Source organism: Streptomyces sp. S465 (genome assembly GCF_026898115.1).
GTDB classification, from domain to species: domain Bacteria; phylum Actinomycetota; class Actinomycetes; order Streptomycetales; family Streptomycetaceae; genus Streptomyces; species Streptomyces luomodiensis.
Genome location: NZ_CP114036.1, coordinates 7,703,914 through 7,722,225 on the forward strand (window position 1 = coordinate 7,703,914; position 18,312 = coordinate 7,722,225).

The following is an 18,312-nucleotide window of genomic DNA, read 5'->3' on the forward strand; positions in this document are numbered from 1 at the left end:
TACCGCTGCCCGGCGTTCGGCGCTTTATGGGCCAAAGGCCGGAATGTGCCCCTCCCTTGGCGGGGTCGCGGTAGGCAAGGCTCGGGCGTGTCTACGTGCCGCGCACGGCGCATGCTCGTTCTTGCTCAGGGGGCTTGCTCTCGGCGGTAGGCGGTTGGAAGGAGCACTAGCGATGGGCGAGGGGTACGCATGACCGACACCGGCCAGGTCCCGGGCGAGGGACTGCCGGAGAACGCAGGCGGACGACTCGGACACCCGCACCCGGCGGATGTCCACGCCCCGCCTGCCGACGCCGGTTACATCGAGCAGCCGCAGCCCGGTGTCCCTCCCGGTGCCGCCTACACCTTCCTCGACGGTCCCGAACACGGCGGCGAGGAGGACGATCTGCTGCTGATGCCGGGCGCCCAGGGCGCCTGGAGCGAGCAGCAGGCCCAGTACCAGACCGGGGCGTACGAGCCGGGAGTGCTCAACCCGGGGGTGCCCGACCCGGGCGCCGCCCCGTACGCCGATGCCCAGATGCCCGAACCACAGCCCGTGGTGGAACAGCCCGCACCGCAGCCGGCCCCCGCCCCGGCCGCGTACGCGGCGCCCGCCGCCCCCGCCCGGCGGCCGCTCCACTTGGGCCCGCCGGTGCCCGACACCTCCACCAGCGGCGTGGTGCGTTCGCTGGCCGACCGGGGCCCGGCGGCGGGTCGGCACGCCGCGCCCGTACGCCAGCCGGAGCCCCAGGCCGCGCCGCAGCCCGAGCCCGAGTACGGGGCGGGGCCCCGGCACGGCGCCCCGGCGCCTGAGCAACCGGGGATGGCCGAGCAGCAGTACGCCGGGCCCGAGCAGTACGCCGGAGCGGAGCAGTACGCCGGGCCCGAGCAGTTCGCCGGGGCTGAGCAGTTCGCCGGAGCGGAGCAGTACGCCGGGCCCGAGCAGTTCGCGGGGGCCGAGCAACAGCAGCAGTTTGTCGCCGCCGACCCATTCGCCGGACCCGAGCAGCCCGTCCTGCCCGAGCAGCCTCTGACGGTCGACTACTCCACCGCGCCCCAGTACGCGGCCGGGCCGCAGTACTTCACCCCGCAGCCCGACGACCCGAGCAGACTGCCCGGTCCCCAGCTCGCGGACCTCCCGCACCTGGTCGATGCCCCGCAGCCGGGGGACGCCTGGGACTCCACGCCGCCGGTACAGCAGGCCGAGCCCGCGCCCGCGCCCGCAGAAACGGTCGGTCCGGCCGGGGAGCCCCAGGCCGTGGAGACGCCCGAAGCGGAGCCCGCTCCCCAGCAGTTCGCCCAGCCCGAGGCGGTGGCGCCGGAGGCGCAGCCGACCGCGATGGACCAGGTGATGGACCAGGGGTACGTGGACCCCGCCGTCGCGGACCCGCACCAGGCGGGCGCGACCATCCCGGCCCAGGCCGGGGCGCCCGTCATGGAGCCCGCCCCGCAGGCCGTCCCGGCCGCGGAGCAGGTCGTCGACATCCCGGCCCAGGCCCAGGCCGAGCCCGTCGCTGCCCCGGTCGCGGAGGCCGCACCGGAGATCCCGGCACAGGTGTCCCATGAGCCGGTCGCGGAACCGGCGCCGCAGGAGCAGGCCGCCACCGAGGAGCCCCAAGCCCCCGTCGCGGAGGCCGCCGTCGCGGAGGCCGCTCAGCAACTTCCGGAGCAGCCCGCAGAATCGGCGGAGCCGACCGCCGTGGACCCGGGCCACTCGATAGTGGCCGACGAGACGCCCCAGCAGGCGGCGCCCGCCGAGCCGGAGGCCGAGCCCGCGACGCCGGAGGAGGCCCCCGCCGAGGCGCAGCAGCCGGAGTCCGAGCCGACCGCCACCGAGGAGGCGGCCCCCGAAGCCGCGGCCGAGGCCCCCGAGACCGAAGCGGCGGCCACTCCCGCCGCCGGATCCGCCGAGAACGAAGCCCCCGAGGCAGAGGCTCAGCCCACCGCACCCGAGACCACGGCCCCCCAGGACGAGGCCACCCAGCCCGAGGCCGGGTCCGCCGAGCCGGAAGCCGGGGCCGCCGAGCCGGAGGCTGCTGAGGCCGAGACCAGTGCCCCGGAGGCCGTTGAGGCCGAGGCCGGTGGTCCGGACGCGGGTGCATCGGAGGCCGCTGAGCCGGAGGCCACGGCACCTCAGGGCGAGGTCACCCAGTCCGAGAGCGCCGGGCCCGCAGCCGTCGGGCCCGAGGTCGAGTCCGCTGAATCGGTGGCGGCTGAGCCGGAGGCCGTTGAGGCCGTTGAGGCCGGGGCCGGTGGCCCGGACGCGGGCGCCTCGGACGCAGAGCCCGAGGCCGCAGCCTCCCAGGGTGAAGCCGCCCAGTCCGATGCCACGGTGCCGGAAGCCGCCGAGCCCGAGGCGGGGGCCGCCGAACCGGTGGCCACGGAGCCGGAGGCCGCTGGGCCGGAGGCTGCTGAGGCCGAGACCAGTGCCCCGGAGGCCACGGTGTCCGCAGTCGCCGAGTCCGAGGCCACGACGCCTCAGAGCGAGGTCACCCAGTCCGAGAGCGCCGGGCCCGAGGCCGCCCAGCCCGAGGCCGGGGCCGCTGAATCGGTGGCCGCTGAACCGGAGGCCGTTGAGGCCGGGGCCGGTGGCCCGGACGCGGGCGCCTCGGACGCAGAGCCCGAGGCCGCAGCCCCCCAGGGTGAAGGCGCCGAGCCCGAGGCGGGGGCCGCCGAACCGGTGGCCACGGAGCCGGAGGCCGCTGGGCCGGAGGCTGCTGAGGCCGAGACCAGTGCCCCGGAGGCCACGGTGTCCGCAGTCGCCGAGTCCGAGGCCACGACGCCCCAGGGCGAGGTCACCCAGTCCGAGAGCGCCGGGCCCGAGGCCGCCCAGCCCGAGGCCGGGGTCGCCGAACCAGAAGCCACACAGCCGGAAGCTGCCGAACCCGAGGCCGGAACCACCGGACCGGAGGCCGTCGCTCCGGAAGCTGAGCCCGAGACCGGCGAGACCGAGCCCGAGACCGGCGAGACCGAGCCCGAGACCGGCGAGACCGAGCCCGAGGCCGCCGAACCCGAGACCGCCGAGCCCGAGGCCGGCGCCCCGGAAGCCACGCAGCCCGCAGCCGTCGGCCCCGAGGCGACCGAGCCCGCGGCCGCCGACCCCGAAGCCGCCACCCCCGTAGCCGCTGCCCCCGGCGCTACCGCTCCCGAAACGGACCCCACCCCGGCGGCCCCGGCGGCGGACACCCAGTCCGCGCCGGCCGCCAACCCCGCACCGGCCCCCGACGCCGAGCCCTCCGAGCCGAACCCCGAGGCGGCCCCGGCATCGGAACCGAACCCCGAGGCGGCCCCCCACCCCGCCCCTGCCGCCGAAGCGGAACCGGAGAGTCCCACCCCGGAAACCGAGAGCCCCGCACCGGCCCCCACCCCCCTCGGCCCCCCTGCCGACGGGTACGACGAGGCCGAGCGCGCCGCCGTACACCGCGTGATGCGCGAGCGCCGGGACATCCGTAACGGCTTCCGGTCCGACCCCATCCCGCACGAGGTGCTGCTGCGCGTTCTCGAGGCCGCGCACACCGCGCCCAGCGTCGGGCACTCCCAGCCGTGGGACTTCGTCGTCATCCGCTCGGAGGAGACCCGGCGCGCCATGCACGAGCTGGCCATGCGCCAGCGGGACGCGTACGCCAAGTCCCTTCCCAAGGGCCGGGCCAAGCAGTTCAAGCAACTGAAGATCGAGGCGATCCTCGAGACCCCGGTGAACATCGTCGTCACCGCCGACCCCACCCGGGGCGGCCGGCACACCCTCGGTCGGCACACCCAGCCGCAGATGGCGCCGTACTCCTCCGCGCTCGCGGTGGAGAACCTGTGGCTCGCCGCCCGCGCCGAGGGCCTCGGCGTCGGCTGGGTCAGCTTCTTCGACGAGCGCGAGATGGTGCGTGAGCTCGGGCTGCCCGAGCATCTGGAGGTCGTGGCGTATCTGTGCGTCGGATACGTCGACGAGTTCCCGGAGGAGCCGGAGCTGATGCGGTCCGGGTGGTCCAAGCGCCGCCCGCTGTCCTGGGTCGTCCACGAGGAGACGTACGGCCGCCGCACCCTGCCCGGCGGGGAACCGCACAACCTGCTCCAGGAGACCCTGCGGGGCATCCGTCCGCTGGACGCCAAGGCGCTCGGCGAGGCGTGGGAGCGGCAGAAGCGGATGACCAAGCCGTCCGGTGCGCTGGGCATGCTGGAGATCATCTCCGCCCAGCTGAGCGGGTTGTCCCGGCAGTGCCCGCCGCCGATCCCGGAGCCCGCGGCCGTCGCGGTCTTCGCGGGCGACCACGGGGTGCACGCCCAGGGCGTCACCGCCTGGCCGCAGGAGGTCACCGGCCAGATGGTGGCCAACTTCCTGGGCGGTGGCGCGGTCTGCAACGCCTTCGCCGGCCAGGTCGGCGCCGAGGTGTGCGTGGTGGACGTCGGGGTGGCGAGCGATCTGCCCAGCACGCCCGGTCTGCTGCCGCGCAAGGTGCGGGCGGGCACCGGGGACTTCACCGTCGGCCCCGCGCTCACCCGCGAGGAGGTGCTGCGCGCGGTCGAGGTGGGCATCGAGACGGCCCGCGACCTGGTGGCCGCCGGGAACAAGGCGCTGCTCACCGGTGAGATGGGCATCGCCAACACCACCGTGTCGGCCGCCCTGGTCTCCGTCTACACCGGCGCCGACCCGGCCGAGGTGACCGGGCGCGGCACGGGCATCAACGACGAGATGCACGCGCGCAAGATCGATGTCGTACGGCGCGGTCTCGAGCTGCACCAGCCCGATCCGGCCGACCCCATCGGCGTTCTGGCGGCGTTCGGCGGCCTGGAGCACGCCGCGATTGCCGGCCTGCTGCTGGGCGGCGCCTCGCTGCGTACGCCGGTGATCCTGGACGGGGTGAGCGCGGGCGCCGCGGCGCTGGTCGCACGGGCCATCGCGCCCGAGGTGCTGGCGGCCTGCATCGCGGGCCACCGCAGCGCCGAGCCGGGCCATGTGGCGGCCCTGAACAAGCTGGGCCTGCGCCCCCTGGTCGACCTGGACCTGCGGCTCGGCGAGGGTACCGGCGCGCTGCTCGCCCTCCCGGTGGTGCAGAGCGCCGCGCGGGCGATGCACGAGGTGGCCACCTTCGACTCCGCAGGGGTCACGGAGAAGAACTGATGCCCGCCCCCGCCGCGTAAGGTGTCGGCGGGGGCCCCGCCCAGAGCCGATCAGCCGCTCCAGTGCCGCAGCGGCAGCGCATTCGCACGAGGAGAGCTGCACCGCCATGTCCGAAAACTTCGCATACCCCGTCGGACTGCGCCTTTCCGGGCGGCGGGTCGTCGTCCTCGGGGCGGGCCAGGTCGCCCAGCGCCGGCTGCCCGCGCTGATAGCGGCCGGTGCGGACATCCTGCTGATCTCACCGTCCGCCACGGCCTCCGTCGAGGCCATGGCCGAGGCGGGGGAGGTGCGCTGGGAGCGCCGCCGGTACCAGGAGGGCGACTTCGAGGGCGCCTGGTACGTCCTGATCACCACGGACGACCCGGAGGCCAACGCCGCCGCGTCCGCCGAGGCCGAGGCGCGCCGGATCTGGTGCGTCCGCAGCGACGACGCCGAGGCCGCCTCCGCCTGGACCCCGGCCACCGGACGCAGCGAGGGCGTCACCGTCGCCGTGCTCACCGGACACGATCCGCGCCGCTCCGCCGCCGTACGGGACGCCGTGGTGGAGGGGCTGCGCGACGGCACCCTGGCCGCGCCCCGCCATCGTGCCCGCGGCCCCCGGGTGGCGCTGGTGGGCGGCGGGCCGGGTGATCCGGACCTGATCACCGTGCGCGGCCGCCGCCTCCTCGCCGAGGCGGACGTGGTGGTCGCCGACCGGCTCGGCCCGCGCGATCTGCTCGACGAACTCCCGCCGCATGTCGAGGTGATCGACGCGGCGAAGATCCCCTACGGCCGCTTCATGGCCCAGGAGGCGATCAACAACGCGCTGATCGAGCACGCCAAGGCGGGCAAGTCGGTGGTGCGCCTCAAGGGCGGCGACCCCTTCGTCTTCGGGCGCGGCATGGAGGAGGCGGAGGCGCTGGCCGAGGCCGGTATCCCGTGCACCGTCGTGCCCGGCATCTCCAGCTCCATCAGCGTCCCGGGCGCGGCCGGGATCCCGGTGACCCACCGGGGCGTCGCGCATGAGTTCACGGTGGTCAGCGGCCATGTCGCCCCGGACGACCCGAGCTCCCTGGTGGACTGGGCGGCGCTGGCCAGGCTGCGCGGCACGCTGGTGCTGCTCATGGCCGTCGAGAAGATCGGCGCCATCGCCGCGACCCTGGTGGCGCACGGCCGCGCCGCCGACACCCCCGTCGCCGTCGTCCAGGAGGGCACCACCCCGGCCCAGCGCCGGGTGGACGCGACCCTCGCCACCGTGGGGGAGAGGGTCGCTGCCGAGGGCGTACGGCCCCCGGCGGTCGTGGTGATCGGCGACGTCGTCGCCCTCTCGTCCCGTGACCACGACTGATTCGTAACCGTCGGTAACATAATCGCGTCGGGCTCATTGGCACCGCATCCAGGACAAGGCAGTATCACTTAAGTGGCTGATCTCATCACCGTCGACGATCCGGACGACCCGCGACTGCGCGACTACACGGGTCTGACCGATGTGGAGCTGCGGCGCAAGCGGGAACCGGCCGAGGGCCTGTTCATCGCCGAGGGCGAGAAGGTCATCCGGCGCGCCCGGATCGCCGGTTACGAGATGCGCTCGATGCTGCTGTCGTCCAAGTGGGTCGATGTGATGCGGGACGTCATCGAGGACGTCCCTGCGCCCGTCTACGCCGTCAGCCCCGAACTGGCCGAACGGGTGACGGGCTACCACGTCCACCGCGGCGCCCTCGCCTCCATGCAGCGCAAGCCGCTGCCCGACGCGGAGTCGATCCTGCGGGACGCGCGGCGCGTCGCGATCATGGAGTCCGTCAACGACCACACCAACACCGGCGCCATCTTCCGCAGCGCGGCGGCCCTGGGCATGGACGCCGTACTCCTCTCCCCGGACTGCGCCGACCCCCTCTACCGGCGCTCGGTCAAGGTCTCCATGGGCGCCGTCTTCTCCGTTCCGTACGCCCGCCTGGAGAGCTGGCCGCGCGGTCTGGAGGCGGTCCGGGACGCCGGTTTCAAGATCCTCGCCCTGACCCCCGACGAGAAGGCCACCACCATCGACGACGCGGCCCCGCACCGCCTGGAGCGGGCCGCGCTGATGCTGGGCGCGGAGGGCGACGGACTCTCCGCCCAGGCGCTGATGGCCGCGGACGAGTGGGTCCGCATCCCCATGGCCCACGGTGTGGACTCGCTCAACGTGGGCGCGGCGGCGGCGGTCGCCTTCTACGCGGTCACCTCGGGCCGGCCGGGACTCTGACGCCCACCGGCCGGGACCCTGACGCCACCGGCCGGGCGGGACTCTGATGCCCACCGGCCGGGACTCTGACGCCCACCGGTCGGCCGGGACTCTGATGCCCACCGGCCGGGACCCTGACGCCTACCGGCCGACCGGACCCTGACACCTCTCGGCCGTTCCGGGACTCTGATGCCTGCCGGCTGTCCGAACCCTGAGGCGCCTCCGGCTGTCGGGCGTCTACTGGCTGTCCGGCGCCTGCCGGCTGTCCGGCACGGCCGCCACCGAGGGCGGCGCCGCGGACGACGAGACCGACCCCTTCGGTCCGGGCGCACCGCCCAGACCGTTCGCCGGGCCCTGGCAGCCCTGCGCCGCCGCGATCCCCAGCGCCACCAGCAGCGTCACCACGACGAACACGGTCAGCCGCTGCCGCAGCAGCCGATGGTCCGGCCCGCTGGGGCGGCGTCCGTTCGGTGCGGTGCGCACGGGATGCGCGGGGCGCGCCGGACGGTCCGGCCGGTCGGGGCGGTCCGTGCGCACGGGCGGCCGCGGGCCCCGGCGCTGAGCCGGACGCGCGGGGGTGTTCCGCCCCGCGGGACGCCCCGAGCCCCCGCCCGTACCGGCACCGGACCGCGGGGACGACGGCCCGCTTCGCGGCGTCGGCGTGCCGCCGGGGCGCCGCTCCGTGTCCTGGTCGGCGTGCGCCTCGGGACGCCGCCCCGGAGGGCGGCCCGGTGCTCCGCCGTAGCCCCCCGCGCCGGGCCCGTGCCCATGCGCCTCGCGCGCCGCGATCTCCTTCAGCCGCAGCGACAGTTGCAGGGTGCTCGGCCGGTCCTCCGGGTCCTTCGCCAGACAGGCGTGGAGCAGCGGCGCCAGGGCGTCCGGCACGCCCAGCAGCTGCGGCTCCTCATGCACCACCCGGTACAGCATCACCTCGGAACTCCCGTGCCCGAACGGTGAGTCCGCCGTGCAGGCGTACGCGAGCGTCGCGCCCAGCGCGAACACGTCGGTCGCCGGGGTCACCGCCGCGCCCCGCACCTGCTCGGGCGCGAGGAAGCCGGGCGAGCCGACCGCCGTGCCGACGTGGGTGAGGGTGCTGGCGCCGGTCGCCCAGGCGATCCCGAAGTCGATGATGCGCGGGCCCTTGGGGGAGAGCAGGATGTTGGAGGGCTTGAGGTCGCGGTGGACGACCCCCGCCTCATGGACCGCCAACAGCCCCTCCGCCAGCGCCGACCCGATCGACGCGACCTGCGCGGCGGGCAGCGGGCCCTCCTCGTTCACCTTGTCGTGGAGGGAGGGGCCCGGTACGTACTGGGTGGCGAACCAGGGGCGGTCGGCCTCCAGATCGGCGGCCACCAGCCGGGCCGTACAGCCCCCGCGGATCCGCCGCGCGGCGGAGACCTCGCGGGCGAACCGGGACCGGAACTCCCGGTCCTCGGCGAGGTCCGGCCGGATCACCTTCAGGGCCACCCGCTGCCCGCGCCGGTCGGAGCCGAGGTAGACCACCCCCATACCGCCCGCGCCGAGCCGCCGGTGCAGCCGGAAGGAACCGACGACACGCGGGTCCTCGCGCCGGAGCCGCATCATCGCCATGTCCGTCCCCTACCTCCGGTGGGGAGGCCCCTTCCCTTAACCCCTGGTGGGGAGCCCCATCCGCTGCTCGTCTGCTTGCCGTTTGCCGCTGATTTGCCGTCGGTCCGCTGTTGTTGCCCATTGCTGTCCGCCTGACGTGCACAGCTTACGGATTGACGGCCCCGCGCGCTGAGAGGCCGCGCATGCGTCGGCCGATGGATTGTCAGTGGTGCCTGGGATCCTGGAGAAGTGGGCCGGAATCGTGGCAATCCGCGCTCGGCTCCGTGCGTGCGTGATCTCAAAAGGCCGTCTCAGAAGGGGGATTGAGACCGTGAAGGGTGATCGTGTGGAGATAGTCGTGGACGCGGGCGATACGACGCGGACCTACGAAGTGGTGGCCACCAGGGCGGGCCGGAGGGTCGAAACGGCGGTCCGGCGCGGGGTGGTGGAAGTGAGCGAAGTCACCCGTAATGGCTCCGTGGTGCGGACGGCCCGCTTCATGGCCAACCGGGTCCTGGCGCTGGTGGAGCAGCCGGTGCCGCGGGGCGAGGAAGGGGAGGCCGAGTAGCACCCGCCCCGGCCCTGGCGGGACTGCTCCGGGGCTCGGAGGGACCCCCTCCGCGGACTCCGGAGGGATCTGTTCCGCGACCCCCTCCGGGATGACCCCAAGACATCGCGGCGCATCTCCACCCAGGGGAGTACTCGGTGCCTCCCGGGGTCATCCTCCGGGAGGCCCGGCAATCGGTACGAAGGCATGACGCCGGGCACCGGTGCGCGCGCCTAATGTTGTGGTCAAGCGGCGGGCGCAGCACTCGTCCCCCGAGGTCAGACGCTCGCCGCCCCCAGATGTGACGGAGGAGGGACGATGGCGGACACGGCCGGGCGCACGGTCATCCGGACACCTCGTCGCAGGTCCGTGGAGGCGGCGGCCGATGTGTTCGGCGGCTCGCGGACCGGCACTCGCCATCCCCTGGTCGCGGCGGCCATGGTGCTGCCGATGGCCATCCTCCTGACCATCACCTTCGGCGGCTGGGATGCCGTCGTCACACAAGCGTCGTCCGTGGCGGGAATGCTGGGGCGCTGAGGCGCCCCGGGTCCGGGAGAGCGGCCCGGACCGGGGACTTCCGGCCATCAACCCCGTGGGGACGGGGGTGCGGCGGACGGCACGATTGCCCGGACGGCTGGGGAGCCGTCCGGGCATCGCGCCGTTCGAGGCCATGCGGACCGCTGTCAGGACCACTCAACCGGGGCCGATGGCCGCGCGGTTCATGCACGAGCCCCAGGGCGCTCGCGCCCGGCGCCGGCGGGAACGGCGGAAGGGGAGGGCGGGGCCGGGGGTCAGCGCGGGCGCAGGCCGTTGATGAGCAGGGCGCAGACAGCCTCCAGGGTGGCCTCGGCCTCCGGGGCCTGCCACTCGGGGGCGTGTGCGGGGTGGTGATAGGCCATGGTGGCGGCGAAAACGGTCCGCGCCGTCGCGGCGGGGTCGGGAGAGGTGAAGTCACCGCTGCCGACGCCGTCGGCGATGATCACGCGCAGCTGTTCGACCAGGCCGTCCACGTGGTCGGCGAACGCGCTGCTGTGCTCGGCCACCAGGACCCGGTAGGTCGCGAAGAGCTCCGGGTCTTCGGACATCAGGTGCCGCTTGGCGGTGAACAGCGTGGTGAGCCAGGTGCGCAGCCGCTCGGGCCCGGCCTGCTGGGTGTCGGCCGCGACCGCCGCGAGGGGCTCGCGTGCCCGGCCCAGCCAGCGCCGTGCGACGGCTTCGCGCAGCGCCGCCTTGGACGGGAAGTGCCGGTAGACGCTGGCGTGGCTGACTCCCAGAGCCCGCGCCACGTCCAGCACCGTGGCCTTCGCCGGTCCATGGCGGCGTAGCACCTCCTCGGTCGCCGTCAGGATGGTCTCGGCGTCGAGTGCCGGGCCCGAACGCATCAGCGCTCGCCGTCCCGGACGGCCCGCGCCCCGCGGTCCCTCACCCCGGCGACGGCCCCGGCGACAGCCCCCGCGACGGTCCCGGCGACGGCGGAGGCCGGCACCGACTGCTCGCTCACTGCCAGTTCCTCCTCGGTCAGGACAATCGGCCGCGGACGGCGTAGGGGGGCCGTCAGAAGACGGCGAGCGGATTGACGGGTACTCCGGTCAGTCCGTGGATACGCGGTGGCGCCACGGTGAGCAGGAAAGCATAGCGGCCCAGCTTCGCGCAGACGGCGGCGAGCCCGTCCACCTCGGCGGCGTCGATCAGGGGCAGGCCCATCATCGGTAGGGCGACATGGTGCAGCGGCGAGGGGCATGCGGGGTCCAGTGCCGGGTGCGCGTCGCCGATGTCGCCGGCGTAGAGCGACACGCCGCGCTGGTGCATCCATCGCACGGCGTCCAGGCTCATCCCTGGCATCGGCCGGTCGGGGTCGGGCGTCGCGGACCACCCGCAGCGCACCACCAGGGCGTCCCCTGACTCCAGCCGCACACCCTGACGCTCCTCGGCTGCCTCGAAGTCCCCGGAGGTGACCGCGTGGCCACTGGGCAGCGGGCCGTCGGCCGCCAGGTCGAGCAGGATCCCGCGGGTGGCGATCCCGGCGGCGTACGCCGTGGTGGAGCCATGCCGGGCGCCGGCCGGTGTCACGGCCTCGTCCACGGGGCGCCCCGGATAGACCCGGCCGTCCCGGACGATGTGCCCCAGCGCATCGAGGTGGGTCGAGCCCGGGTGGTGGTTGGTCACCAGCATCACGTCCGCCGTCGCCGGAGCCGGGGAACCGACGTACACCATCACCTGCTGGACCGGCGAGGCGTCCTGGGTGGAAGGCGCGAAGGGGCCGCTGATGAGCGGCGTCGGCCGGATCGGAAGCGCGAGTGACACCGTCCGCCCGGTGCGGGCCTCCGCGGCGCCCCGGGCTCGGGCTTCTTCGTCGATGAGGTTGAGCGTGCCGCGCTCGTCGTCCTCGCCCCACCGGCCCCAGTTGCTCGGCAGGTCCTCCGACGCGCTGTTTCCCGTGTGTTGGGTGTTCGGTTCGGTGTTCATGGCGCCGAACGTACTGTCCTTGGTTACAGATGACAAATTATGTAACCCATACGTCGCGAGTGGAGGCAGCCACGGGCCGCACTCGGGTGATCGCCCGACACCAGGAGCCCCGGAGCGTCGGCGCCCCGCCCGGCACCGGCTACGATCCCGGGGCAGCCGATGGGCAGCCGATGACAATGGGGGGGGAGCCGTGAGCCAGACCGCGGCGCATCTCGTCACCACCCTCCGCCGGGCCCGGCGCGACCCCACCGCCGAGGTGACCGTGCTGGCCGACCGCCCCGACGCCACCGTGGTCCGGTGCGGCCACGTCGTCGCCAAGGCACATCCGCCCGGCACGGACCCCGCCGAGCTGGCCGTCCGGCTCGGGGTGGCCGCTCACCCGCGGTGCGCGGGGATACTGCTGCCGCCGGTCGACGGCATGGCCGCGCTGCCCGACGGCCGGCAGGTCACCCTCTGGCCGTACGGCGAGCCCGTATCGCCCGACAAGCCCGACGCCGCCCCCTGGGTCGAGGCGGGGAAGCTGCTGGCCCGGCTGCACGCGGTGCCGGTCGCCGAACTGCCCGGTCCGCTCCCGGCGATGCGCGGCCCGGCCAAGGCGGCCCGCGCCATCGCCCGGCTGCGGGCGGCGGCGCTCCCCGACACCGCGGCCACCCGGGCCGTACTGCGCGCCTGGGCCGGTCTGCCCGGCTGGGCGCGGGGTGTGGACCGGCGAGCGGGCGACGGCGGGGGTGAGGGCGACGGGCGCTGCCACGGCGGTCTCCGCCTCTGCCACGGCGATCTCCACCTCGGCCAGCTCATCCGCCACCGCGCCACCGACTGGCGGCTGATCGACATCGACGACCTCGGCCTCGGCGACCCGGCCTGGGACCTCGCGCGGCCCGCCGCCTGGTACGCGGCCGGGCTGCTCGCGCCCGAGGACTGGGAGCGGTTCCTGGGGGCGTACCGGGCCGCGGACGGTTCCGCGGCGGGGCAGCGCGACCCCTGGCCGCGACTGGATGTGCCCGCCCGCGCCCTCACCGTCCAGACCGCCGCGCTGGCGCTCGCCAAGGCGGCGGCCGCCGGGCGGGCGTTGGACGAGGCGGAGGAGGCGATGGTGGAGTCGGCCATCCGCATCGCCCGGTTCATGGAGGCCGTAGGGTGAAGTCCACGCGACCGGACGGGTGTTCCGGCGCGCTCCGCCCGAAGCATGAGGAGTTGAGCGGACGATGCAGTGTCCCAAGTGCCATGCGCCGATGCACACGTACAACCGCAACGGCGTGCAGATAGAGCAGTGCAGCGGCTGCCGGGGGATCTTCCTGGACTACGGGGAGCTGGAGGCGCTGACCCGCCTTGAGGCGCAGTGGACCCAGCAGATGCCGCCCGCCGCCCCGCCGGCCCCGCCCGCCCCGCAGGCGTACCCGGCCGCACCCGCGTGGGGCGCGCCGCACCACGGCGGCCACCACGGCCACCACAAGCATCACCGAGGCTTCGGGCACATGCTCTTCTCGTCCTGAGAAACGGCGAAGGGCCGGAGCTGTTCGCTCCGGCCCTCGGCCGATCCGAGTGGACGATACTGGGATTGAACCAGTGACCTCTTCCGTGTCAGGGAAGCGCTCTCCCGCTGAGCTAATCGTCCGCAGGACTGCGTGCGCGATACTGGGATTGAACCAGTGACCTCTTCCGTGTCAGGGAAGCGCTCTCCCGCTGAGCTAATCGCGCGGGATGGATCACGAGGATCCGAGTGGACGATACTGGGATTGAACCAGTGACCTCTTCCGTGTCAGGGAAGCGCTCTCCCGCTGAGCTAATCGTCCGAGGTGGAGACGGGATTTGAACCCGTGTAGACGGCTTTGCAGGCCGTTGCCTCGCCTCTCGGCCACTCCACCAGCCGTGGGGATCGAAACCCCCACTTCGAGCGGACGACGAGATTCGAACTCGCGACCCTCACCTTGGCAAGGTGATGCTCTACCAACTGAGCCACGTCCGCAGGTGCCGTTTCCCCGGGGCGCTTCCGCGTCCCGGCGACGTGTTGAACTCTAGCGGATTCCCGGGCCAGCTCAAATTCCGTTTCCGCAGCGTGCTGCCCTGCTCGCGCGCCGCACTCCCTCCCGAGGCCGCCCTGACCTGGGCGCCATAGACTCGCAACCGTGCCCGACCTGCCCCCGCTCGCCCGCTTCGGCGGACTGCTCGCCACCGATCTGCGCGAGGTCACCAGCGACCCGTCGGCCCTGGACACCCAGGGTTTCTGGGCCGTTGTCGCGGACTTCGAGGGCCGTCTGGTCTGCGCTCGCTTCGGGAACGTACGGACCGAGCCGGTGCCGGCCCCCGTGCCCGGCGGCTGGCGCGGCCCCGCGGCCGGTGAGTGGAGCTCGTCACTGGACCGGGCCGCCTACACCGCGGGCGTGCGGAGCGTCCGGCGCCGTATCGCGGCCGGCGAGGTCTACCAGGCCAATCTCTGCCGGGTGCTGTCCGCGCCGCTGCCCGATCCGGCCGGAGCCGATGTGGACGCGCTGACCGCGCTGCTGGCCCTGGGCAACCCCGCTCCGTACGCGGGCACCGTAAGGCTGCCGGGCCACGGGGTGGAGGTCGCCACGGCCTCGCCCGAGCTGTTCCTGCGGCGGGTCGGGCGCACCGTGGAGTCCGGCCCCATCAAGGGCACCGGCCGCCGCCCCGAGGACCTGCTGGAGAAGGACCACGCCGAGAACGTGATGATCGTGGACCTGGTCCGCAACGACCTGGGTCGGGTCTGTGCCACCGGCTCGGTGACCGTCCCGGCGCTCTGCGCGGTCGAGCCGCACCCGGGTCTGGTCCACCTGGTCTCCACGGTGCGCGGCGAGCTCGCCCCCGGCACCGGCTGGCCCGAGCTGCTCGCGGCCGCCTTTCCGCCCGGCTCGGTCACCGGCGCGCCCAAGTCCAGCGCGCTGCGCGCCATCGCGGAGCTGGAGACCGCGCCCCGCGGCCCGTACTGCGGCGGTATCGGCTGGGTCGACGCCGACCGCGGCACCGGTGAGCTGGCGGTCGGGATACGGACCTTCTGGATCGACCGCGGCCCGGCCGGGGCCGTGCTGCGGTTCGGCACCGGGGCGGGCATCACCTGGGGCTCCGACCCGGAGCGCGAATGGGACGAAACGGAACTCAAGGCCGCCCGGCTGCTCACGGTAGCGTCGGGTGTACAGCAGCCGACGGGAAGGGCGACGCGATGAAACCGGCCATCTGGCTCGACGGATCCCTCTGCGACCCGGACAGCGCCAGGGTGTCCGTATTCGACCATGGGCTCACGGTGGGCGACGGCGTCTTCGAGACCGTCAAGGCCACCGAGGGGCGGGCGTTCGCCCTCACCCGCCATCTGCGGCGGCTGGCCCGCTCCGCCGAGGGCCTGGGGCTCCCCGAGCCGGACGCGGACGAGGTGCGGCGGGGCTGCGAGGAGGTGCTCAGGGCCAATCCGGTGCCGTTCGGGCGGCTGAGGATCACCTACACCGGCGGCTTCTCGCCGCTCGGCTCCGACCGGGGCACGGCCGGCCCCACGCTGGTGGTCGCCCTGGTCGAGGCGGCCCGCCCGGCCGACTCCACGGCCGTGGTCACCGTCCCCTGGGCCCGTAACGAGCGCGGGGCGCTCACCGGTCTGAAGACCACCTCCTACGGCGAGAACGTGGTCGCGCTCGCCCGCGCCCGGCAACAGAACGCCACCGAGGCCCTCTTCGGGAACACGGTCGGCGCGCTCTGTGAGGGCACCGGCTCCAACGTCTTCGTGGTCCTCGACGGCGAACTGCACACCCCGCCGCTCTCCTCCGGCTGCCTCGCGGGGATCACCCGTGCCCTGGTGCTGGAGTGGGTGGGCGCGAAGGAGACCGACCTGCCGCTGGAGGCGCTGGACCGGGCCGAGGAGGTCTTCCTGACCTCCACCACCCGCGACGTACAGGCCGTGCACCGGGTGGACAGCCGCGCTGTGCCCGGCGCCCCCGGACCGGTCACCGCCGAGGCCATGCGGATCTTCACCGAGCGGGCGGCCGCCGACATCGACCCCTGATCCGGCGGCAGCGACCCCTGATCCGGCGGCAGCGACCCGTGATCCGGCGGCAGCGGCGGGTCCGCGCCGGAAAAACGGGTGTCGAATGCCCGGCGGGCCGGTAGAAACACCCTCGTGACCACCACTTTGCGACCCACCGCGCCCGAACAGCGCACCGACGGCGGCGGGCGTGCCCGCTCGTACGAGGTGTGCGTCAACAGCCGCCCCGTCGGCTCCGTCCGCCTGGCCACCGACGCCCGTCTGGGCCCGGAGGCCGGGCGTATCGAGCGGCTCGACATCGACGAGGCCGAGCGGCACCGGGGCCGCGGCACGGTCGCCGCGCTCGCCGCCGAGGAGGTACTGCGCGGCTGGGGCTGCGCCCAGCTGGTGGTGAGCGTCCCCGCCCCGGCCACGACCGCCCTCGGGCTCGCGGCCGCGCTCGGCTACCGCGAGCGCGGCCGCAACATGCTCAAGCGGCTCACGGAGCCGCCCGAGCTGCCCCAGGGCAGCGCGATACGTCCCCTGGCGGAGGCCGACTACACGGCGTGGTATGCCCATGAGCGGGCCGGGTACATCGCCAATCTCCTGGAGCGCGGACTCACCCGGCAGCAGGCCGACACCAAGGCGGACACCGACTACGGGACGCTGCTGCCGCAGGGCCCGGCCACCCCGGGCGCCCTGCTGCGCGTCCTCGCCCACGGCGGTACGGACGTGGGCACCGTCTGGGTCGCGCTGCGTACGGGGGAGCCCGACGCCGCCGAGCGCGGGGAGGCGTACGTCTACGCCGTCGAGGTCGCCGAGGAGTACCGCGGCCGGGGGCACGGCCGCACGCTGATGCTGGCCGCCGAGCGCGCGACCCTGGCCCACCGGGCGCGCAGCCTGGGCCTGCACGTCTTCGGCGGCAACACTCCGGCGCTGCGGCTGTACGAGTCGCTGGGCTACGAGCCGGTCGAATACCAGCTCTACAAGCCGCTGCTCTAGGGCCGGGCGCGCCGCTCAGGGGCCCCTCGAGGGCCTTCCCGGGCCTCCAGGGTCTCCCGGGCCCTTACGTCCTTACGGCTCTTACGGCCGCTCGGCGACGAGGCGGGCGGCGATCTCCTCGACGCGCTCCCGCAGCCCCTCCTGGCTCTTGCCGCCGTCGAGCCGTTCGCCGCCGATCACATACGTCGGGGTGCCGGTCACCCCGATCGCCCGGCCCTCGGCCTGGTCCGCGTCCACGATGAGGATGTGCCGCCCGTCGATCAGCGCGGTGTCCACCTCCTCGGCGTCCAGGCCCAGTTCCCGGGCCACCTCCACCAGCAGCGGCTCACCGCGCGTCCCGAGCTCCTCGGCGCGCTCCAGGACCGCCTCGACATACGGCCAGCCGTGCCCCTGGGCGGCGGCTTCCTCGGCCGCCTGAGCCGCCGCGTGGGCGTGCCGGTGGCGCTCCAGCGGGAAGTGGCGCAGCCGGATGTCCAGGGCGTCCCCGAAGCGGTCGCGCAGCGCGCGCAGATCGGCCAGGGCGGTACGGCAGTCGGGGCACTGCAACTCGCACCAGACGTCGAGCACGGGGCGGGGGGAGGGGTCGGTGTGGCTCATGGGGCCAGTCTTCCAGCCCCCGGCCCCTGCTCCGTACCCGGAGATGTCCCTGATCCCGGGCCGGGGCCATGGCCCACGCCGCCTTAAGGGGTGCACGATGGACATACCGGAACCCAGTCGCGGGAGGAACGATGCTGACCGACACCGTGTGCGCCGCGCTGTCCGCGGCCGGTCTGGGCATCGCCGGGCTGACCGCGTACCGCAAGCGGTTCCTGGCCGCGACCCGGATCGCCGCCTATGCCCTGATCCCGCTGGGCCTGGCGCTGACCGGCGTCCTGGACTGGGTGACCAACCTGGTCTTCCAGCCGACCGTCTGGGCGGGCTTCGGCGTGCTCGGCCTCTCCTGGGTGCTGTTCATGATCAACCGGGCTGCCGAGCGCCGCTCCGGCGGCACCCGTAAGGAGCGGCGCGCGGCGGCCGCGGCCGAACGGACCGGGCTCTCCGCGGGCGCCTCGGAGCCCGCCCTGGGGCCCGGCCGAGGGGCCACCGGGGTCAAGGCGGCGGGAAGGTCCGAGGCCAGGGGCGGAACGAGCTCTGGCACAGATGACTTCTCCGACATCGAGGCCATACTCAAAAAGCACGGGATCTGACCAGCGACCGGTCAAAAAACGATCACTGGTCGCAGGCGGGGCCGGGGCTGGGTCATGATCTCCGCGAGATGTTGCAATCACCGCCCGGGGAGCAATCCCCCATCGAAGGACCCCCTGTTCCGCCGAGCGACGAGCCCCGTGGCTGTCTCTTCGCCCTCTCGCAGCCGCCGCTGATGCTGTTCCTGGCGTTCATCGGCACCCTGCTCTTCGTGACCGCCGTCCACGACCTGTACCGGTGGTGAGGCGGCGACCCCTGCCGGTGGTGAGGCGGCGGCCCACCCCTGTCCCGGCC

General features: G+C 74.2%; 16 protein-coding genes and 5 tRNA genes. 12 read left to right on the plus strand and 9 right to left on the minus strand.

Annotated features, from left to right (window positions below):
* Window positions 1-189: 189 nt before the first annotated feature.
* From cobT to N6H00_RS32675, 3 genes are all read left to right on the plus strand, one after another.
* Window positions 190-5,088 (plus strand): nicotinate-nucleotide--dimethylbenzimidazole phosphoribosyltransferase, encoded by a 4,899-nt coding sequence (cobT, locus tag N6H00_RS32665; protein WP_268975432.1) that lies wholly within the window; start codon window positions 190-192, stop codon window positions 5,086-5,088.
* A 106-nt stretch (window positions 5,089-5,194) separates the two neighbouring features.
* Window positions 5,195-6,415, plus strand: a complete 1,221-nt coding sequence (gene cobA / locus N6H00_RS32670) for a uroporphyrinogen-III C-methyltransferase (protein ID WP_268975433.1) — start codon at window positions 5,195-5,197, stop codon at window positions 6,413-6,415.
* Between the two features lie 72 nt (window positions 6,416-6,487).
* Complete coding sequence (locus N6H00_RS32675; protein WP_268975434.1) at window positions 6,488-7,306, plus strand: TrmH family RNA methyltransferase; 819 nt, start codon at window positions 6,488-6,490, stop codon at window positions 7,304-7,306.
* A 216-nt stretch (window positions 7,307-7,522) separates the two neighbouring features.
* Here N6H00_RS32675 and N6H00_RS32680 read toward each other — a convergent pair whose 3' ends face one another.
* Window positions 7,523-8,875: a serine/threonine-protein kinase gene (locus N6H00_RS32680; protein WP_268975435.1), complete on the minus strand. Its 1,353-nt coding sequence runs from the start codon at window positions 8,873-8,875 to the stop codon at window positions 7,523-7,525.
* A 310-nt stretch (window positions 8,876-9,185) separates the two neighbouring features.
* Here N6H00_RS32680 and N6H00_RS32685 point away from each other — a divergent pair, with 310 nt between their 5' ends.
* Together N6H00_RS32685 and N6H00_RS32690 are read left to right on the plus strand one after the other, a co-directional pair.
* Window positions 9,186-9,422 carry a hypothetical protein gene (locus tag N6H00_RS32685; RefSeq protein ID WP_030826850.1) on the plus strand — a complete coding sequence of 79 codons (237 nt, stop codon included), beginning with the start codon at window positions 9,186-9,188 and terminating at the stop codon, window positions 9,420-9,422.
* Between the two features lie 297 nt (window positions 9,423-9,719).
* Window positions 9,720-9,938 (plus strand): hypothetical protein, encoded by a 219-nt coding sequence (locus N6H00_RS32690; RefSeq protein WP_268975436.1) that lies wholly within the window; start codon window positions 9,720-9,722, stop codon window positions 9,936-9,938.
* Window positions 9,939-10,192: 254 nt separating this feature from the next.
* On the opposite strand, the gene N6H00_RS32695 is transcribed toward N6H00_RS32690, so the two are convergent.
* Window positions 10,193-10,783, minus strand: a complete 591-nt coding sequence (locus N6H00_RS32695; RefSeq protein WP_268975437.1) for a TetR family transcriptional regulator — start codon at window positions 10,781-10,783, stop codon at window positions 10,193-10,195.
* Between the two features lie 172 nt (window positions 10,784-10,955).
* A complete protein-coding gene (locus tag N6H00_RS32700) occupies window positions 10,956-11,867 on the minus strand; it encodes a cyclase family protein (protein ID WP_268975438.1) in 912 nt (303 codons plus the stop codon).
* 190 nt (window positions 11,868-12,057) lie between these two features.
* Here N6H00_RS32700 and N6H00_RS32705 point away from each other — a divergent pair, with 190 nt between their 5' ends.
* Both N6H00_RS32705 and N6H00_RS32710 read left to right on the plus strand, forming a co-directional pair.
* Window positions 12,058-13,008: a phosphotransferase gene (locus N6H00_RS32705; RefSeq protein ID WP_268975439.1), complete on the plus strand. Its 951-nt coding sequence runs from the start codon at window positions 12,058-12,060 to the stop codon at window positions 13,006-13,008.
* Between the two features lie 64 nt (window positions 13,009-13,072).
* Complete coding sequence (locus tag N6H00_RS32710; RefSeq protein ID WP_268975440.1) at window positions 13,073-13,360, plus strand: TFIIB-type zinc ribbon-containing protein; 288 nt, start codon at window positions 13,073-13,075, stop codon at window positions 13,358-13,360.
* 50 nt (window positions 13,361-13,410) lie between these two features.
* Here the strand turns inward: N6H00_RS32710 and N6H00_RS32715 are convergent.
* The 5 genes from N6H00_RS32715 to N6H00_RS32735 all read right to left on the minus strand — a co-directional run bounded on the left by N6H00_RS32715 (window position 13,411) and on the right by N6H00_RS32735 (window position 13,833).
* Window positions 13,411-13,482: transfer RNA gene (locus tag N6H00_RS32715), tRNA-Val, on the minus strand.
* A gap of 11 nt (window positions 13,483-13,493) precedes the next feature.
* Window positions 13,494-13,565: transfer RNA gene (locus N6H00_RS32720), tRNA-Val, on the minus strand.
* Between the two features lie 23 nt (window positions 13,566-13,588).
* A tRNA-Val gene (locus N6H00_RS32725) sits at window positions 13,589-13,660 on the minus strand.
* 1 nt (window position 13,661) lies between these two features.
* A tRNA-Cys gene (locus tag N6H00_RS32730) sits at window positions 13,662-13,732 on the minus strand.
* Window positions 13,733-13,760: 28 nt separating this feature from the next.
* A tRNA-Gly gene (locus N6H00_RS32735) sits at window positions 13,761-13,833 on the minus strand.
* A 160-nt stretch (window positions 13,834-13,993) separates the two neighbouring features.
* Here N6H00_RS32735 and N6H00_RS32740 point away from each other — a divergent pair.
* The 3 genes from N6H00_RS32740 to N6H00_RS32750 all read left to right on the plus strand — a co-directional run bounded on the left by N6H00_RS32740 (window position 13,994) and on the right by N6H00_RS32750 (window position 16,833).
* A complete protein-coding gene (locus N6H00_RS32740) occupies window positions 13,994-15,049 on the plus strand; it encodes a chorismate-binding protein (RefSeq protein ID WP_268975441.1) in 1,056 nt (351 codons plus the stop codon).
* Window positions 15,046-15,873 (plus strand): aminotransferase class IV, encoded by an 828-nt coding sequence (locus N6H00_RS32745; protein ID WP_268975442.1) that lies wholly within the window; start codon window positions 15,046-15,048, stop codon window positions 15,871-15,873. The genes N6H00_RS32740 and N6H00_RS32745 overlap by 4 nt, the downstream gene beginning before the upstream one ends.
* Window positions 15,874-15,987: 114 nt before the next feature.
* Window positions 15,988-16,833, plus strand: a complete 846-nt coding sequence (locus tag N6H00_RS32750) for a GNAT family N-acetyltransferase (RefSeq protein ID WP_268975443.1) — start codon at window positions 15,988-15,990, stop codon at window positions 16,831-16,833.
* Between the two features lie 81 nt (window positions 16,834-16,914).
* On the opposite strand, the gene N6H00_RS32755 is transcribed toward N6H00_RS32750, so the two are convergent.
* A complete protein-coding gene (locus tag N6H00_RS32755) occupies window positions 16,915-17,430 on the minus strand; it encodes a DsbA family protein (protein WP_268975444.1) in 516 nt (171 codons plus the stop codon).
* Window positions 17,431-17,561: 131 nt separating this feature from the next.
* Here N6H00_RS32755 and N6H00_RS32760 point away from each other — a divergent pair, with 131 nt between their 5' ends.
* A complete protein-coding gene (locus N6H00_RS32760; protein WP_268975445.1) occupies window positions 17,562-18,020 on the plus strand; it encodes a hypothetical protein in 459 nt (152 codons plus the stop codon).
* 68 nt (window positions 18,021-18,088) lie between these two features.
* Complete coding sequence (locus tag N6H00_RS32765) at window positions 18,089-18,262, plus strand: hypothetical protein (protein WP_268975446.1); 174 nt, start codon at window positions 18,089-18,091, stop codon at window positions 18,260-18,262.
* Window positions 18,263-18,312 lie beyond the last annotated feature (50 nt).